The sequence below is a fragment of the Streptomyces sp. NPDC005408 genome, from assembly GCF_040606445.1.
In the GTDB taxonomy this organism is placed as follows: Bacteria; Actinomycetota; Actinomycetes; order Streptomycetales; family Streptomycetaceae; genus Streptomyces.
Window position 1 is genome coordinate 22,715 of the sequence record NZ_JBEXEX010000062.1, and the last position, 15,976, is coordinate 38,690.

Consider the following 15,976-nt stretch of genomic DNA (forward strand, 5'->3'; position numbering starts at 1 on the left):
CCATCTGGCTTTCAGGTTCCTGTGGCGGATCATTCGAAGTCACCGCCGTCCCACGAGTCCCAGGTCGACCGGTCCTCCTGGGCGGGGCGCGGCGTCTGCCTGGAGCGCGGTCTCTCGGTGGAGCGCGGCGCCTGCCTGGAGCGCGGCGTTTCGGGGTCGTGCTCCCACCCGGTGCGCTGCGCCTGCATCAGGGCGTCGAACACCCGCCGCCGCGCATCAATGGCCGGATCCTCCGTCCGCGACGCTGCCCTGCCCCCACCGCCCGCACCGCCGCGCGAGCCCGTTTCGTTGGCCGATGGCGTGGAGCTGAAGATGACTGCTCCGGCCGCGGCGTCACGGGCCGCGGCCCGCACGGTGGTGGCCGGGTCGTGGACCTGCCACGCGGTGGCCACGCGCTGCGACACGTGGTCGACGCTGTGCCCGAACGCCCGGCCCGCGGCAGCGGTCGTCCTGCCCGCCTGAGCCCATTCGCCGGCGTCTTCACGGACCTGGTGCGCGGCCACTCTCAGCTGGGTCTGCGCGTCCTGCGTGTACTGGGACGCCTTGCGCCCCGCGGTCTTGAGGTTGCCGGGCAGGCCGAGGGTGGCGCCGTACCCGATCCGCGCGGTCCGGCTGGCGATGCGGTACCCGCGCAGCCGGGATGCGCGCTGGTGGATGCGCGAGCCGAGCAGTGGCCGGTCGGTATCGGAGTCATGCAGGATCTCCCCGGTCCTGGGGTCGACGGTCAGCCGACCGCCGCCGTCCGGCCCCCCAGGGACGCCGCCGCCGTCTCCGTCCCCGCCCTTGGCGATGAGCCGCAGAAGTCTGATGGACTCGTCTTCCTGGGGCGGGCGGCGGCCGATCAGCGCGCCGTAGGCGCCCCGCAGAGCAAGGCGGCCACCTTGGCGGCCGAGCGCGAGAGGGGCAAGTCCGCGGCGGCCCTCGGCCATGGCCTCGCCGAACATCCGGCCGGGATCGAACAGCATTCCGGTGCCGTCCCCGAGGGCGGCGAGGCTGCCCAGGAGCCGGTGCCGGGCCCCAAATGCCAGGTGCGCTCCCGACGGGCCTGCGAGCAGACCCGGCGATATCCCACTGCCTCCGAGCCCGTTCATCGCCAGCGCGGCACCCAACTCCGAGGTGTCGCCGGGCAGATGCGTGCCGCCCACCCCTGCGTAGCGCATCCGCATGGCCATGCGCTGCCCGAAGGAGGTGATGCCGGCCAGCAGTCGGCGGTGGAACACGAGGCCGACCAGGGCCATGACGTCCAGGAGCAGGATCCGCTCGACCATCAGGTCAGGACCGTCGGTCAGGATCACGTCCACGGCGATCCCGAAGAACGGCAGGAACATGCAGATGCCGAACATGGTCATCATTGAGATGCAGAAGACGGCCAGCCACTTCCACACCACCTGGCGGCTGGGGCCCGGCAGCATGCCCCACACGAGGGCGACGACCCCGGCGGCCGCCGCGGCGGCATCGGCGGCCTGGGTGCCCAGCAGCACCATCGCCGACGACAGCAGCATCGCGCAGATCATGAGAGCGGCGATCAGCAGCAGCACCGCTCCGCCCACCCGCCACCAGGTGGGCGTCTTGGCGTACTCCGCGCACGCCTTGCCGACCGGCCCGGCGTCCTTGAGATCCTCAAGGAACGCGGCGAAGCGCTGGTCTTCCTCGCTCAGCAGCGCACTGTCACCGCTCTCCAGCAGCGCATCGCCCGCCGTGAGCGGTGGCAGGTCGTCGGGGTGCTTCTCCTTCTTGGCGTCCTCGTTGCAGTAGCGCTTGGCCGGGCCACCCAGGTAGCGGCACGCATTGTCCTGGTTCTTCTCTTTGCCGACCTTGTAGCCGCCGGTGATCCACTTGAGGTGGACGTTGTAGGCCTTCTGGTCGGCTTCCTTGGCGGGGTCGAGGATCCTTCCGTACTGCAGCAGCATGTACGGCTTGACGACCAGGGCGTTGGTGACCGAGTCCTGAATCGGGCGGGCCACCTCTGAGGCCTCGATCGGCTTCTTCGCTTCGATCTCGAGGCACTTGAGCTCTCCTGGGCCGGACATCCCCTCGCACGGCCCCCGGTTGTAGATCCTTCCGCCCCAGACGTGGGAGTTGACGGTCTGCTGCGCGACCTCGGCCGCGGCCTGCTGCGTCGTCACGAGCGGGCCCTGCTCCGACAGCAGGTAGTCGGGGCGGACGAACGCGGAGGCCGCGAATGCGGCGATCAGCAGGGTGAGGACGATCTCCCCGAGGCCTTTGCCGACCTTGCCTCGCATGAACAGGATCAGCCCGAACACGAACGCCCAGGAGAGCAGGAGCCCTTTGAGGCCGAGGGTGTTGACGACGGCGTCGGCGTAGGCGTCCGACACCTTCTGCGCGGGCGCGGCCAGGGCTTTGAGCAGCGGGAACCTGAAGGCCATCTCGACGGCCCAGCACGCCAGCCCGACCAGCAGCCGGATAATGGTGAACAGGCCGCTGAGGACAAAGGCCAGGCCCTGGGACTTGAAGGAGAAGATCGAGCCGCCGCTGGCGGACAACTCGTATCCGTTGATCGGTGCCCCTTCGGAGCCGGTGACGTTCAGCGGGGCGAGAAAGTCTCCGGTCTCGGCATCGCCGGTGGCGGCCTGCGCGACGCTCGTGTTCACGGTCAGGAACACAGCAGTGAGCAGGACGGTGAATCCGGCGGAGCGGAGCGTGCCGCGGTCGAGTGGCCTCATCGGGTCGACCGTCCCGTCGTCGTGATGGCCAGGCCGATCGCCGCGGCGATGGCAACGGTGGAGAACAGCAGCAGCCACAGCGCCTGTTCATCACCAGAGGGACTCGTGGACGCGGCGGCTGCGACCGGCTCGGTCTTCTCCGCGTTGTGCGGAGTGCAGTTGTTTCGGGCCGGGCCGAGGATGAGGTCGCACGGATCCTCGCGCACTGAAGTCGTGGCGGGCGTCGCGGTGGCCACGCGCTCGGCTCCCACGAGCGGGCGGGGCAGCACCCAGGCCGCAACGGTGCAGGCGAGAAGCAGTATCCCTGTGGCGACGCAGAGAAAGAGGCGGGTGCGGGCGGGGGAGAGGTACGTCATCGCGGGCTCCCTGCCGGTGCGGTTGTGACCTGCTCGGCGAAGGCAACCGGCGCTGTGTCCTCGGCCCGTTGGGTGCTGGGTGTGGTGTAGATGGCGTCTTCGATGCGGGGCACGGGAGGCACGTGGACTTTGATGCGGCCGACTTGCATGCGCGGGTCGCGGAGCAGCATTTCGCCGTCGCGTCCTTGCTGGCCGACGGGGGAAAGACCGGTGGTGACCAAGCGGATGAGGTCTTCGGATTCGCTGTCCAGCCCGAGGAAGGTGAGTCCCCTGGCGGCGCGGGCGGTATTGCTGGTGCGAGCCAGGGCCTTGTACGCGAGTAGCCCGGCGTCCTTGCCGAGCTCGTCGACGTCGTGCGCGCCGAGGATGCAGCCGGCGCCGTGCTTGCGGCCGTCGTGAAGGATCTCGTGAACCAGGGCGCTGCCCTCGGCACTTGAGGTGAGCCAGTAGCACTCGTCCATCGCCACCGTGCAGAACCGGGATGGGTCACTGAACGCGGCCTGCCGTGCGATCGCCGCGATCAGATACAGCACAGCCCGCCCGATCAGCGCCTCCAAGGGTTGCTGGCGCAGCACGTCGATGTTGGCGAAGGCCTCGCGCGGCGGCAGGGTGAGCCCGGTCGTGGTGACCACCACCATGTCCGCACCCAGATCACCGTCCAGCGTGACCGGCGGCAGTTCGGGATCGAACACCATCGACGCCAGCGGATTGCCCGCGACGATCTGCAGCAGGTCCGACATCGTGGCGGCCGCGTCCCTGCGGGTGGCTGCCCCCGCGGCGCTGGACGCCATGGCGGCCAGGATGTCCAGGACGGCGGCCATCGAGGGTTCAGGTCCGGCGGCGGCTTCCTCGACGGCGTGGTGCAGTACGGCGCCGGACGCGGACATGGGCCCGACTCCGAGCTGGAGGGTGAGGTAGGACAGGGCGTAGTGGGCGCCGATGGGACCGCCGAACACCCGCAGCGGGTCGATGGACAGCTCCGCCTTGGCAGCGTCGATCAACTGGCAGCGGTCCCCGGCCGCCGACTTGCCGAAGGTGGCCCACTCGCGGATCGGGGTGCGGTCGATCACGATCGCCCGACCGCCCCGGTCGACGACGGCGGAGGCGAGGAGCTTTTCCAGCACGCTCTTGCCGGCGCCGAGGTCTCCGATGATGCCCACGGAGGCGGAGGCGTTGCGCTGCGGGGCGTCGGCGATGTTGAGCAGGACCGGCCGGAGGGTGCCGCAGTCCAGGTCGTAGCCGACCATCATCCCGGTCGGATCCCCCACAGTGGTGTTGGTGAAGGCCCCGGATGCTGCCCAGTCCTCGGACAGTTGGTGCTGCGTGAACTCCCGCACCCCGGCAGGCCGGGGAGCTCCCGGCAGCCCGAGGGTGAACAGGGCTTCCTGCATGCCGTGCGGGCGCACCGCCCGGTAGTCCCCGCCGGACAACAGGGCGGCCAGCGTCCGCGCCCGGGTATCGCAGGTAACAGGGTCGGGGCCCCAGACGGTGAGCACGGTCACCGACTGGACCTCAACCTCCACACTGGTGCGCGACAGCCGTGCCTCCTCTTCCGCGAGATCCCCGGCCGCTTCGGGCAGGGAGTGGGGCATGCCGTTGGGCTGCGCGCCGTACTGCTCGGCCTGGTCGAGGAGTTCCTTCTTCTTACGCCGCACCTGTTCCTTGGCCCGCTCCGCGGTCACCACCTGCAGGTCGACGGTGAAGTCGACGGGGAAGTCGAGGGATTCCAGCTGAGCGAGCAGGTCCGCGGAGTCGACTGTCCGTGCGGCGGGGAGTTCGGCGAGCGCGAGGTGCGCCTGGTATCCGGTGCCCGTCTCGCACTCAACCTGCAGCCAGCGCCGCAGCAACGGCGACGCGCCGTCCTTGCGCCACCACGGCTGATCGCCCTTCGGCTTTCCCCTCTTCTTCGGCTGGTCGTCCCCGCGGCCGCCATCCTCATCCTGCTTGACCGGGCGGCCGCCCTCGGCGAGGCGCACCTGCCCGAGGTCGGCGTAGGAGGGAGAGCGCAACTGGCCCTCGGCCACCCGCCCGCCATACAGAGTCGACTGCTCGGTATCCGCGAGCAGCGGCTCCTCCAAGCCTCGGTGCACGGCGTGCTGCACCATCCACACGATCTCCGCCGGGGATGCGGGCCGCAGCGCGAGGCCTCCGCCGAGCGCGGCCTGCACCCGGCCTGCCTGCTCGGTGTAGTCGGCCACTTCGTCCGCGGGCACCGGCGCGGGCGCAAGGCCGAGCGTGCCGGACAGCTCCGACCACATCGACGCACGGGTAGCGGTGAGGTCGAAGCGGCCGTGCGGGGAGGACAGCGGGATCGCCAGCCACAGGGTGCGGCGGTGCATCTCCTGACCGGCCAGCAGGTTCAGGCCGACTGCGGTGGTCTCGCGCCAGGCAGGAAGGCGCTGCCAGTCGACGCCGACGACCATCTGATCGGCGACCTCGGCAGGGTCGACGGTGGCGGCGAGCCCGAACAGGCGCGGTGCCCCGGCCAGGGAGCGCACCAGGGAGGTGACCCGGCCCAGCAGTTCGTCCCTGACCCGGGTCGGCACGTAGCGGCCGCCGACGGGGGATATGCGCCAGATCGCCCACACGCTGCCCGACGTCGACCACACCAGGTGTCCGGCGATGTGCCGGAACGGGATCCGCATCAGAGCCTCCCGGCCGTCTGGCTGGTCTCGGCGTCGCGCAGCAACTGGGCCAGTCCGCTGACCGGCACCGGCCGCACCGCAGCGGCCGCGGGAGCGGGGGCGGGTGAGCTGCGGCGGGAAGTCACCGCACGCGCCGGGACGGCCGCGGCTGCGGGTGCGGGCTCGATGACGAACGCGCCGGTGAGCATGCTGGGTCGCCGGTCGCGGGCGGGGCGGCCGCCGATCCGGCCCGCCGGGTGCTGCGCGAGCAGGGCAAGCCACCCGAAAGCGGCGGTGAACGGGGACCGGCCGCCGATCTTGGCGCCGCGGACGGCCCAGATCGACACCAGCCACACCACGATGGGCACCGGCCCCAGCCACGACCACCACGGATAAGTTTTGATCAGCAGCAGGGCGCCGCCGCCCATCACCACCAGCTGCGCGGGGGTGTAGGGGCCGAACCAGATCACCCAGTCGCCCAGCTTGCCCAGCACCCACGGGTGCCGGCGGGCGGCGGTATAGACCCGGGCGACCCGCGGCCTTGCTGCGGCTGCGGCCGTGGCGCTCACGCTGCACCGCCCACACCCGGCAGCCGGTCCGGCTGCGGGGAGACCACCACAGTGACGGCCCCGCCGCCCTTGACCGGGTTGTTGACCTCGTCCTCAAAGAGGTTCGCCAGCGTCCCGCGGGAGTTGTAAATGCCCAAAGCCACCACCAGGCCGATCAGAGCGCCGATCCCGGCCTTGAGACTGACCTTGCGGACCACGGTGATGACGACGATGGCCACCAGTGAGACCTGCAGACCCTTGTCACCCCACGTCCCCAGCGTGGTGAGCCACGAATTGCCCAGGTCGGCGAGCTTCCCCGCCAGCTGCACATCAGAGCCGTTCACTGCGCACCCCCAGCCGTGGTGGGGCTGGTGGGCTCGGGTGAGTTCTTGGCCGGGGCTCCGGCTTCGAGTGCGGTGACTTCCCACCGGCCGGAGCGGGCGGTCATTTCCAGCGTGTAGACGAGCGGCCACGTGCCCGCTGTCGCGTCGGTGGCGGTAATACGGGCCTGGACCCGCGCTCGTGTGCCGTCACCCGGCACGGCACCGATGGCGTTCTCGGAGTCGGCGGCTGCCTGATCGACCCGCACCGCCGTGTAGCCGGAGCCGCTCACCGCACTCAGCTCGGTGCCGGGCGACAGGTAGCGAGCGACTTCGCCGATCCCGGCGAGGTGGGCCCTGAAGAACTCGCCGAGGGTGGAGACGAGCGCACTGTCGGCGGGCAGCGGTTTGACGTACCGCGAGTTCGCGACCTTCGCTGTGCCGGGTCCGGCGACCTGGGCGGGGGCGGCGGTGACGGTGAACGCCCCCGGTCCGCTCGCGCCCTCGGTCGCGACCACGGGGACGGCGAAGTACCGCACGAGCGTCGACTCCACTGCCCCTGCCGAGCGGCTCGCGCCATCACGGACAGTGAACTGTGCGGCGACGACGACCGACCAACTGCCCTCGTCCAGCCGTACGCTGCGCACCGCCACGGTGCGCTGCAGCACCTGCGCAGTCTTCACGGAAGGGTTCGGCAGCGCGACGCTGGGGGCGAGCGCGTGCACGGCCTGCGCAGTGTTGCTGTCAGCCTGGGCGGCGTCGCTGCGCAGCCACAGATCACAGAACAGAGCGGCCGCGCCGGCCGGATCCGCAGTGCGCACCGCGGACGCCGCGGCCTGTTTGGGCTGCGCAGCGGCCACGACGGTGCGCGGCATTGCGCACGCGACAGCGAGCGCAACCGGACCGGCCGCGAGTGCCGCCCATACCCCGATCCGGGTCAGGGAGACGCGCCGGTGCGCAGTGCGCAGGGCGGGGACGGAGGCGTTCGCCGTACGCAGGGGAGGTGAAGGGGAGGGGGCCGCGGGCGCTGGCCTACGTGGGGCATGAATGGGCATGGAAGGGCTCCTGGGAAAGGGACGTTCAGGCGTTGCCCCTATGGAGCCATGCACCACTCACCGATTCGCTCACCACCAGAGCCCCTCAAAAATCACGGTTGAGCAACGGCGTTCATGGTGAGTTTTTCCAGTCTGTGGTGAGTAGCGCCCAGCACTCACCACGCCTGGTCACAGGCCCTTCCCCTCAGCACGGCCAGGGATGGCGACGACAAGCCCGCTGGACCGAAATCCAAAGAATTTCCGAACTCACCACGCCCCCGGTGCCTGCAAACAGAAACTCACCACGCAATGGGACCCACCGTGGCACCTGGAAACAGAAACTCACCACGGCTCATGGCGGAACTCACCACGGCCCGGCCTCTCTTCGGGGAAACTCACCATGGCTACTCACCGCTCTCAATCCGGCCGTAACCGCCCCGGCGGGCCGGCGAACAGGAGAGCGCAAGCCCCAATCCGGCTGCTGCGCAATGGGCCCTCGGCCCGGCCGAGCCCTGCGCAATGCGACCCTCGCGCACACGCCGAAGAGGGGGATTGCGCAGACGCTACGCAGCCCGCCTGTCCATTGCGCAGCAGCGAGTGACTGACGCGTAGTCCGTCGCTCAACGGGTCCGCGGACGCGGGTCTGCGGGGCGGGCCGCCAAGAGGCTGCGCAGCCACCCGGGAACCTCTGCGCGGCGATTGCCACGCGCGTCGTCGGCGCGGCTGGTGCGAGTGTGCCGGGGTCGCGGCAGCGGTGCGCACGCCTCGGGCGGCCGCTACGTTCTGTCACCCCGGATGAGGAAGGGGAAAGCCCGGCGATCTTTGTGGCCAGATCGTCGGGGCCAGTTGGACACGGCACCTTGGGCCAGGCGCCGTCAAATCCTTCGGGAATCGCAGGGCAGCTGAGGTTCGTTGCGCGGCTGCTCGGTGAGGAGGCCAGGTGAGGATGGGGCGTGCGGTACGAGACGACGCTCACGACGTCCTCGAACCAGAAGGCGCCGCCCAAGCCGAACCCCACCGCGAGGAGTGATGCGATCACCTGTGAGCCGCGATCTGGGACAGCGGGCATCAGGGGTGTCGCTCCGCGGGTGACCAGGACGCCGAGTAGACAGACGGCGGTTACTCAACCTCCTCGCGGATCTCGCTGAGAAGGCGCTGGACCTGGCGCTCGGTGATGCCCTCGGCCTCGGCGATCTGCTTTGCGGTTGCCCGACCGTTGGAGTCCTCGAGCATCGTGCGGATGCGGCCCTTGCGGGCTTCCTTCCGGGCCAGCCGCGGGTCGGAGGAACGGTCGAGCGGCTTGCCTCCCGTGCCCTTGGGACGGCCGCCGCCGGCACCCTCGCCCGGGCGCTGTCCGGGCCACGCGAGAATGGTGCGCCGGTACCAGTGCGCGACGCCGCACACCTCCTTGTCCGGCTTGGGGGCGTAGCCGTGGGCGAGGTACGAGCGCCATGTCGAGGGCTTGAGTTCGACACCGAGCTTGATCAGTTCCTGCCATGCCTCTTCCCGGTCCAGCAGGTCTTCCGGGGACTCCTTCTCAGGCAGCTCCGGAACGTTCCCGTCGGCGAGCCTGGCGTCGATCTGCTCGGAATCCCAGATGAACGTGCGTGCGCCCTGTCGGCTGATCGGCTCGGGCAGCTGCTCGGCGACCGTACGGGGCAGGGACTTCGTGCCCATGCGCTTGGCGACGTCCGCGGTGCCAAGAGGGGTGCGGCCGGCGGGGATCATCAGTTCTCCTTGGTTGTGGCGCCGGCGGTTGTCACCGGCGTGAATGCGGGTCACGGTTCGGGAGTCGCACTGCAGGACCACCTGCGGTGCGACGCAAATAAATGTACAGCATTTTCCTGCGTCGCGTGAGGGGTGTGCCTGAACCGGGGCCGTCCTGTCTCGGATCTCTCCGGGTACCGCGAGGCCTCGACCTGCGGTGCCCGGACTTGCGCGAGACGCCGCGCGCTGCACATTGGGCCCCCGTACAGCCATTGAGCTGCATGCCCGGAGATCTTTGAGGCCGCCCGGACTTCACTAAGACCGGACAGGGGCCGCGGCAGCTCGCACCGCAGCCCCGTCTCAGGCAGTCACTTGGTGATTCAGTTCAGGCTGGGCTGCGGCTGCTGGGTGAGCCAGTAGGCGACGTTGACCGGCACGGCGTTGCCGACCTGCCTGGTCAGGTCGGATGCGGTGGTGCCCTGGAAGGCGTGGGTGTCGGGGAACTGCTGGGCGCGCGCCTTGGTCTTGAGGCTGATCATCTGGACTTCGCAGTCGTCGATGGTGCGGCCCGGCTTCACCAGCATGTGGTGATTGCCTTCGGCGGTGATCGCGCCGATCGGCTCGTCCAGGGACTGCACCGTGCAGTGATTGCGCAGGATGACCAGGAACGCCTCATCGCCGAAGCGCTCCAGGCCGATGGCGACCTTGCGGCGGGTCTCCGGCACGTAGGGAGTGAACTTTTTGCAGTTGGCCCGTCCGTCTCGGAACTGACGCCCGGGCAGGGTGAGGTCGATGTGGTCGCGGATCGGCCGGGTCGCCGGCTCGACCGTCCGGTGGCAGCGTGCGTGGGGGCAGAGGTATTTGTACTGCTTGCCGTAGATGCCGACCTTGCGGGCTCCGGACTTGTCGAACCTCTTCGCCCATGCCTGCACCCCCTCTACCGGGCCGCACTGGGGGCACAGGCAGGCGGGGCGCGGGTGCAGGCCGGGCAGGGGGAGGCCCTTCTTGACGAAGACGAACACGATGCGGTTCCGGTGCTGCGGTGCGGTCTCGGTGTCCTCGTCGGAGATGTGGGCGGCGTCGAACGAAGCGATCAGGCCGTCATAGCCCATGGCGTCCCACACCGCTCATCCCGGGGATGGCCGGTGGCCAGCCGATGAGCAGCAGCCAACTCATGCGCAAGCTGACCGCTCTCGGCATCCGAGCACGGCCCGCCCGCAACACCACACTCATCGAGCTCTCCGCTGAACTCCCAGCCGTCGTCCTCAGCCGCCTGTTGGGACTTCACATCAACCGGGCCGAGAAGTGGACCAAGGAGGCAGGTTCGGCACGGGCTGCCTATGCAGCCGAGTTGAGCCGCCGCCGACTTCGAGGAATAGCGCCCAAGCCCTGACAAGAACCGCGCATAGCTGGGTGATTCAGCGGCGGTGATGCCCTGGCTGATGGACCGCCAGAAGGCGAACGTGTAGCGGCCCGCGAAGTCGTCACGCCCGCCGCCCCATTCTGCAGTATCGGGGACCGGATCGGAGCGCCGCTGGGAGGCCTCGGTGAGCGCCTTCTTAAGCACGACGGGGCGTGCGTCGGGCCCCGGGCGGCGGGTTACTGGGGCTGGCGGGCCTGGTCGGCGGCGTCGTAGATGGCCTGCGCGATGGTCTGGTGGCGGGGGTCGACGGTGTCGGAGGATGCGAGGCGCCAGCGGAGCGCGGCGGCGAGCGCGCGCAGTTCGTCTTTGGTGAGGTACCAGGGGCCGCGGTCGGGCAGGTGCTCGTCGAACTTGAGCCGGTTGGCCGCGTTCACCTGGTCGGTGCCGGTGAACACTTCTTGGCGGCGCAGCGCGCGCAGGAGCGTTGCCCGGACGAACGGGCCCTGCACGCCGTGTGTGGGCCGGACCTCATACAGCCCGGATACAGCCTCGGCGAGCCGGGTGTGCATGCTGCCCTCGTGGCACACCAACAGCTCTTCCGGATCCAGGACGAAATCGGTCGCGGTGAGTTCGTGCCCGCACTCGCTGCACTCGTACAGGTCGGCGCCCGTGGGCCGGTACCGGCCGCAGGTGCATGCACCGCAGATGATCGGCGTGAACATCGGGTTCGGTCCCTTCGCTTCGTGCCTGGGGCTGGTGCCGCACGAATCGCGCGGCACCAGCGGCGGGGTGTGGTCAGGCGGTGCGGGGGAGGGACACGCCGGAAACGTAGGCGAGCTGGTGGGCGCACCCCTCGCACACGGGGCGTCCGGCGATCTTCGTGACGGCGTTCGCGCTGCACCCGCCCCAGTCGCACTCCCACTCCTCGCGGGGCGGGCAGCAGTGGCCGACCGAGTACGCGTGGGTCTCGCACACCGCGTAGCGCTGGCTCCGCGGCATGGCGTTCAACCGCTCCCGGTGACGCTGGAGCGTCGACTCAACCGCGGTGGGGATGAGCTCCCGCTCGTCCTCCTGGAAGACGATGCGCAACTCCCGGTAGCGCTCGGGGGTCGTGTAGAACGGCAGGCCTCGGTGACTCCACACCATCACGAGGTGCCCGGCTTCGAGGTACTCGCGAAGCTGGTACCGGCTGTGCAGGGCCGCCGCGTCGCTCTGGACCAGACACCAGCCGTAGCCGTAGCGGCGCAGAAGTCGCCGAACATCCGCGGCCGGGCCGGTCTGCTCGTCGTCCAAAGCACGCGCAGCGGCGATGGCGGCCGCGGGGTCGGTGTTCAGCTGCTCAGCGGCGGCCTGCGCGGCCTCCGCGGTGGGGTGCTCGCTGAGGGGGTAGCCGTTCAGACGGTCGGTGACCTGGTGCCCGGTGCCGGTCTGGGTGGTGAGGTACTGCGGCGGGGGCGGCTGGGTGCGGGACGTGCGGGGCATGGGGTCCTCCGGTGTTCGCGGGTGTGGCCTGGGTTCGTCCGGGGGGCCACCCGGACTGTCTGACGTAAGTAATTCTAGCACTTTAGAGGTGGAATCGGTGGGGTGTTGCCACCCCAAAGCGGTTGCTGAGCTGGGCTGTTGACGCTCTCGCTGTCCGGCTCGGCGGGTTCAGTCGGTCGGGTAGAGGACGACGGCGCGGACGGCGTTTTCCGGGAGGTCGCCGAAGCGGCGGCGGGCGTCCTCGTCGCGCGCGAGCGCTTCCGGGGTCGGGTAGGCAGTCCCTCGCGCTTCGTCGTCGAGGAGGTACATGCCTTCGACAACGGCGGCCGCGGGGAAGTACGGGCCGCAGCCGTCGGCGTCGGCGGCCATGACGACGATGTGGTCGTGGGGGAAGCGGGCGAGCAGATCGCGCAGTTGGCCGGCGGTGAGCGCGTCGGGTTCGGTCGGTGAGGCGGGCATGGGTACCTCCGTGATCGGTCAGGGGCCGGTCCGCGCCGGTCGGGTCGGCGCGGATCGGTGGTCATCTGCGCGGAGTGGGGATGCGCCACCAGCGCGGCCGCCGAGGGGGCGTGGTCAGTGCACGGCCATGGCGGCGGCTGCCCTGCGGCTCGGGCGGCGCAGTTCTTGGGCCTCGGTGCGGTAGTGGTTGAGCCTGCGCCGGTAGAACTGGGCGGATTCGTCGTGGATCTCCGCCCGCTGCGGCAGGTATCCGGCGCGGTGCGCGAGGCTCTCGCGGGTGGGCGCGAGCACCAGGGCGAGCAGCGGGCTCGGGTGCGCAGCGCACCAACGGGCGGCCTGCCACCACGCGGCAGTGACCTGGCGCGCGGCCTCGCGGTACTCCTTCGCCTGCTGCTCGCTGCGGCGCATGTCGCGTTCGGCGGCGGGGACCATCGCGGCGAGCCATGCGCGCAGCTTCGGTGTTTCGCGTCGTCGGGCCACGGTGAAAAGCCGCGGGAGGTCGGGGCGGGCCGCGTAGTCGGTTCCGCATGCGCGCATGACCATTTCGAGGGTGTGGGCGGCCTTGGGGGGCGCGTCGCGGTCCTCGGTGTCCTGGATGCCGCTCGGGGTGGGCCTCCAGCCCCATTCGCTGTCAGCGGGCTCGCTGAGCATTCGCACGATGCTGCCGTGGTAGGCGCGGCGGCCGCTGCGGACGCGCGGCAGGGGCTCGGCGGGGAACTCCTCCATGTCGTTGGCGGCTCCGAGGCTGACGCGTACGGCGCTGAACTCGTTCCACTGGTGGGGGTGGTGGGTGGCGACGGCGTGCACGGTTCCGCTGACCGCTCCGGTGAGCGTGTAGCGGACGGCGCCGGTGTCCTCGGGCTCGGCGGCGTTGATGCGGACGGTTCCGGATGCGGTCGACAGGGTGAACACGTGGGCCTCCTGGGCGTGAGTCAGCAGTACGCGAGGGTTGGGGCTGTGCCCGGGGCCGGCGGCCGGCCCTGCAAGTCGTAGTGCGCGGCGTCGACGCCTGGGCCTGGCCTGTGTGCAGGGTGGGGGGCTGGCTCGGACTCTCTTTGCGCGCGCGCCTGCGCCGCAGGCGCGATGCGCCGCCGCTACGCGGCGCGGAGCGGAGGGGGAGCGCTCCGCACTCCCCGGGAGGGGCCCGGACCTTGTGGGGCTGGTCCGGGCCCTCCGGGCCCCAAAGGGAAGGGGCTAGGCGAGCGCTGCGGCGGCGTGCAGCGCGGGAACGGCCAGGGCCTCAAGGTCGTAGGCGGCATCCGCGTTCGGGAGCTGCTGCGCGGCGGCGGTTACCGCCTGCATGACGCCTCCGGCCGTGGTCTGTCCGCCCCGGATGAAGTGGGACAGGATGCGGTCCTTGACGGGTCCGGTGATGCTGAGCTTCTTGGTGACCTGCTCGATCGTGTGGGTCGGGTTGGTGACCGGGCGGCCTGCGGCCTCCTCGATCGCGCGAACCTTGGCCTCGACGTAGTCGCGGGACAGGAAGGTACGAACTGCGTCGGTGGTCTTGGCGGTGATCAGCTCCAGTACCTTGCTCTGCGTCGCGCCGGACCACTGAATGACGCCTTCTTCCTGCTTCCCGCCGAGGTGCACGGCGCGCATGACGTCCTCGGTCATGGTCAGGCCGTTGGTGCACACCTGCACAACCGCGCGGGGCGTGATGCTGAACGCCCCGTCGCCCACCTCGCTGTTCTTGATGACGAAACCGGCCGAGACCATGGGGAGTTCGTCACCGGTCTGACCGGTGTAGGGGGAGCGGTAGCCCCTGAGCAGTTCGCGGGCCTGAACGGCGATTTCCTCGGACTCAACGCGCACGTACATGCGGCGGTCCGTCAGATCGCACTCGGTGACCTGCGCGGCGTGCCCGGACTGCTTGATGCCGTCCAGCGCGGCCAGCAGAAGATCGAAGTTGTCCATCAGGCGGTAACTGTCGGACAGGAACGCGCGCGCGACACCCGCGCCCGGCTGCCCACCCGGTGCGGCAGCGTCGCTGCGCAGGGCGCGCACGAGAAAGCGGCGCTCCGGCTCGCGCTCCAGCCATCCGTTCACGTTCAGGTCGTACAGGTCCACGTGCTCGGTGCGCATGCGGCGCAGGTAGGCAAGCGGGATACGCAGCTTGTCCGCCAGCCCCTCGTCGGCTACCTCGGTCGGGCGGTAGGTGCCATCGACGCTGACGACGGCGTCCGGCTGAATGACCGGCTCGACCCCCTGAATGATCAGGTTCCCGTGGTGCACGTTGAGCGCGGACGCGGGGGCGACCACATCGAGCTTCCGCTCCTGCTGGCTCTGAAGGATCTCGACCAGGTCGCCGAGGGTGGCGTTGCGGGCTCCCTCCGGGCTAGTGCGGACGGCGGTGCGCTCGGCGTACTGCTGGTTCATGTTGGTTCCTCTCGGAGTTGTGGTTCGGTCGCCAGGCAGGGGGCCAATTCCCTGCCGACATAAGAAATACTAGCACAATTAGATGCGCGCTGCGGGATTCTCGGCGGGCCCGTGAGTGCGGTTGCGGGGGGTGAGGACGGTGAGAGCGACGTTGTCCCGGGCTCGGAGGTGGGCGCGGGTGGCGGAGAGCAGGGCGCGTGCGATGCGGGGCGCGGTGGCGGAGGTGGTCAGGATGCGCACGACGTCGGCGGCGGGCAGGACTTTGGATACTCCGTCGCTGCACAGCAGCAGCCGTTGAACGGGCCCGGCGATGCGCACGGACGCGATCGGGCTGACTCGCAGCACGCTGCGGGTGACGATGTGGTCGTATCCGGGGGCGAGTTCGCGCGTCCACGCATTGCCGCTGCGGCGCATCTCCTCGCCTTGGGTGTGGTCCTCGGTGACCTGACGGACGGTGCCGTTCTGGGCGACGTAGGCGCGGCAGTCGCCAACCCATGCGATGTCAAAGCCTCCCCCGACGCGTTCGGCCATCGGCACGGCGGCCACCATCACGCAGTCACCTTCCTGCCCGCGCGGAGCTCCGGCGTAGAGGTCCTGAAGTTCGGCGCGGGCGGCCGCGATCCCGGCGGCCGCGCCGCTGATGGAAGCGACGTGGGCGGCAACGGCGGCGGCCGTCCGGGCCGCGTCGGCGGGCTCGTAGTCGTCGCCGATGCCGTCGGCCACGGCCCATCCGTGACGGTCCGCGGGCCGGTAGTAGTGCACATGGGCGGCATCGGCCATGCAGCGGCGGGGCCCCTGGTCGGTGACGGTGGCGGCGCTCCAGCGGACGGGCATACCGAGACTCCCTGAAACAGTGGCGTCAGCATGACGGGTGGCCGGCGCCGGAGGGCGCGCGGCGGACGGCTGGGGCGCTGGTGCCGCGCGGTCCACCACTGTGCAGGACGCGTGTTAAGCCGGTGCTGCGCGTACGTGACACGCGCGTACCGATTGTGCGAAACCGCGTTCCTACGGGTTACTTGC

The 15,976-nt window shown here is 70.2% G+C and carries 15 protein-coding genes; 1 reads left to right on the top strand and 14 read right to left on the bottom strand.

Going from position 1 to position 15,976, the window contains the following annotated elements; translation table 11 throughout:
- Nucleotides 1-29 precede the first annotated feature (29 nt).
- The 8 genes from ABZS64_RS34385 to ABZS64_RS34420 all read right to left on the bottom strand — a co-directional run bounded on the left by ABZS64_RS34385 (nt 30) and on the right by ABZS64_RS34420 (nt 10,397).
- On the bottom strand, nt 30-2,684 hold the full coding sequence (locus ABZS64_RS34385; RefSeq protein ID WP_355838155.1) for a hypothetical protein: 2,655 nt from the start codon (nt 2,682-2,684) through the stop codon (nt 30-32).
- Nucleotides 2,681-3,040 (bottom strand): hypothetical protein, encoded by a 360-nt coding sequence (locus tag ABZS64_RS34390; protein WP_355838156.1) that lies wholly within the window; start codon nt 3,038-3,040, stop codon nt 2,681-2,683. Before ABZS64_RS34390 ends, ABZS64_RS34385 begins: the two co-directional genes overlap by 4 nt.
- Complete coding sequence (locus tag ABZS64_RS34395) at nt 3,037-5,685, bottom strand: ATP-binding protein (RefSeq protein WP_355838158.1); 2,649 nt, start codon at nt 5,683-5,685, stop codon at nt 3,037-3,039. Before ABZS64_RS34395 ends, ABZS64_RS34390 begins: the two co-directional genes overlap by 4 nt.
- Nucleotides 5,685-6,233 carry a hypothetical protein gene (locus tag ABZS64_RS34400; protein ID WP_355838160.1) on the bottom strand — a complete coding sequence of 183 codons (549 nt, stop codon included), beginning with the start codon at nt 6,231-6,233 and terminating at the stop codon, nt 5,685-5,687. The genes ABZS64_RS34395 and ABZS64_RS34400 overlap by 1 nt, the downstream gene beginning before the upstream one ends.
- Nucleotides 6,230-6,556 carry a hypothetical protein gene (locus ABZS64_RS34405; protein ID WP_355838162.1) on the bottom strand — a complete coding sequence of 109 codons (327 nt, stop codon included), beginning with the start codon at nt 6,554-6,556 and terminating at the stop codon, nt 6,230-6,232. The genes ABZS64_RS34400 and ABZS64_RS34405 overlap by 4 nt, the downstream gene beginning before the upstream one ends.
- Entirely contained in the window at nt 6,553-7,587 is a 1,035-nt protein-coding gene (locus tag ABZS64_RS34410; RefSeq protein WP_355838164.1) for a conjugal transfer protein, read from the bottom strand. Before ABZS64_RS34410 ends, ABZS64_RS34405 begins: the two co-directional genes overlap by 4 nt.
- A gap of 1,098 nt (nt 7,588-8,685) precedes the next feature.
- The gene (locus ABZS64_RS34415; protein WP_355838166.1) at nt 8,686-9,294 is read right to left on the bottom strand and encodes a hypothetical protein; all 609 of its coding nucleotides are present in this window, start codon (nt 9,292-9,294) and stop codon (nt 8,686-8,688) included.
- 359 nt (nt 9,295-9,653) lie between these two features.
- Complete coding sequence (locus ABZS64_RS34420; RefSeq protein WP_355838168.1) at nt 9,654-10,397, bottom strand: DNA cytosine methyltransferase; 744 nt, start codon at nt 10,395-10,397, stop codon at nt 9,654-9,656.
- 32 nt (nt 10,398-10,429) lie between these two features.
- On the opposite strand from ABZS64_RS34420, the gene ABZS64_RS34425 reads away from it, so the two are divergent.
- Nucleotides 10,430-10,666 (top strand): hypothetical protein, encoded by a 237-nt coding sequence (locus ABZS64_RS34425; protein ID WP_355838170.1) that lies wholly within the window; start codon nt 10,430-10,432, stop codon nt 10,664-10,666.
- 206 nt (nt 10,667-10,872) lie between these two features.
- On the opposite strand, the gene ABZS64_RS34430 is transcribed toward ABZS64_RS34425, so the two are convergent.
- The 6 genes from ABZS64_RS34430 to ABZS64_RS34455 all read right to left on the bottom strand — a co-directional run bounded on the left by ABZS64_RS34430 (nt 10,873) and on the right by ABZS64_RS34455 (nt 15,790).
- Nucleotides 10,873-11,358: a hypothetical protein gene (locus tag ABZS64_RS34430; protein WP_355838172.1), complete on the bottom strand. Its 486-nt coding sequence runs from the start codon at nt 11,356-11,358 to the stop codon at nt 10,873-10,875.
- Between the two features lie 73 nt (nt 11,359-11,431).
- A complete protein-coding gene (locus ABZS64_RS34435; RefSeq protein WP_355838174.1) occupies nt 11,432-12,118 on the bottom strand; it encodes a hypothetical protein in 687 nt (228 codons plus the stop codon).
- Between the two features lie 168 nt (nt 12,119-12,286).
- Complete coding sequence (locus ABZS64_RS34440) at nt 12,287-12,577, bottom strand: hypothetical protein (RefSeq protein ID WP_355838176.1); 291 nt, start codon at nt 12,575-12,577, stop codon at nt 12,287-12,289.
- A 114-nt stretch (nt 12,578-12,691) separates the two neighbouring features.
- Nucleotides 12,692-13,489 (bottom strand): hypothetical protein, encoded by a 798-nt coding sequence (locus ABZS64_RS34445; RefSeq protein ID WP_355838178.1) that lies wholly within the window; start codon nt 13,487-13,489, stop codon nt 12,692-12,694.
- A gap of 282 nt (nt 13,490-13,771) precedes the next feature.
- On the bottom strand, nt 13,772-14,956 hold the full coding sequence (locus ABZS64_RS34450) for a DUF932 domain-containing protein (RefSeq protein WP_355838180.1): 1,185 nt from the start codon (nt 14,954-14,956) through the stop codon (nt 13,772-13,774).
- 78 nt (nt 14,957-15,034) lie between these two features.
- Entirely contained in the window at nt 15,035-15,790 is a 756-nt protein-coding gene (locus tag ABZS64_RS34455; protein WP_355838182.1) for a protein phosphatase 2C domain-containing protein, read from the bottom strand.
- Nucleotides 15,791-15,976 lie beyond the last annotated feature (186 nt).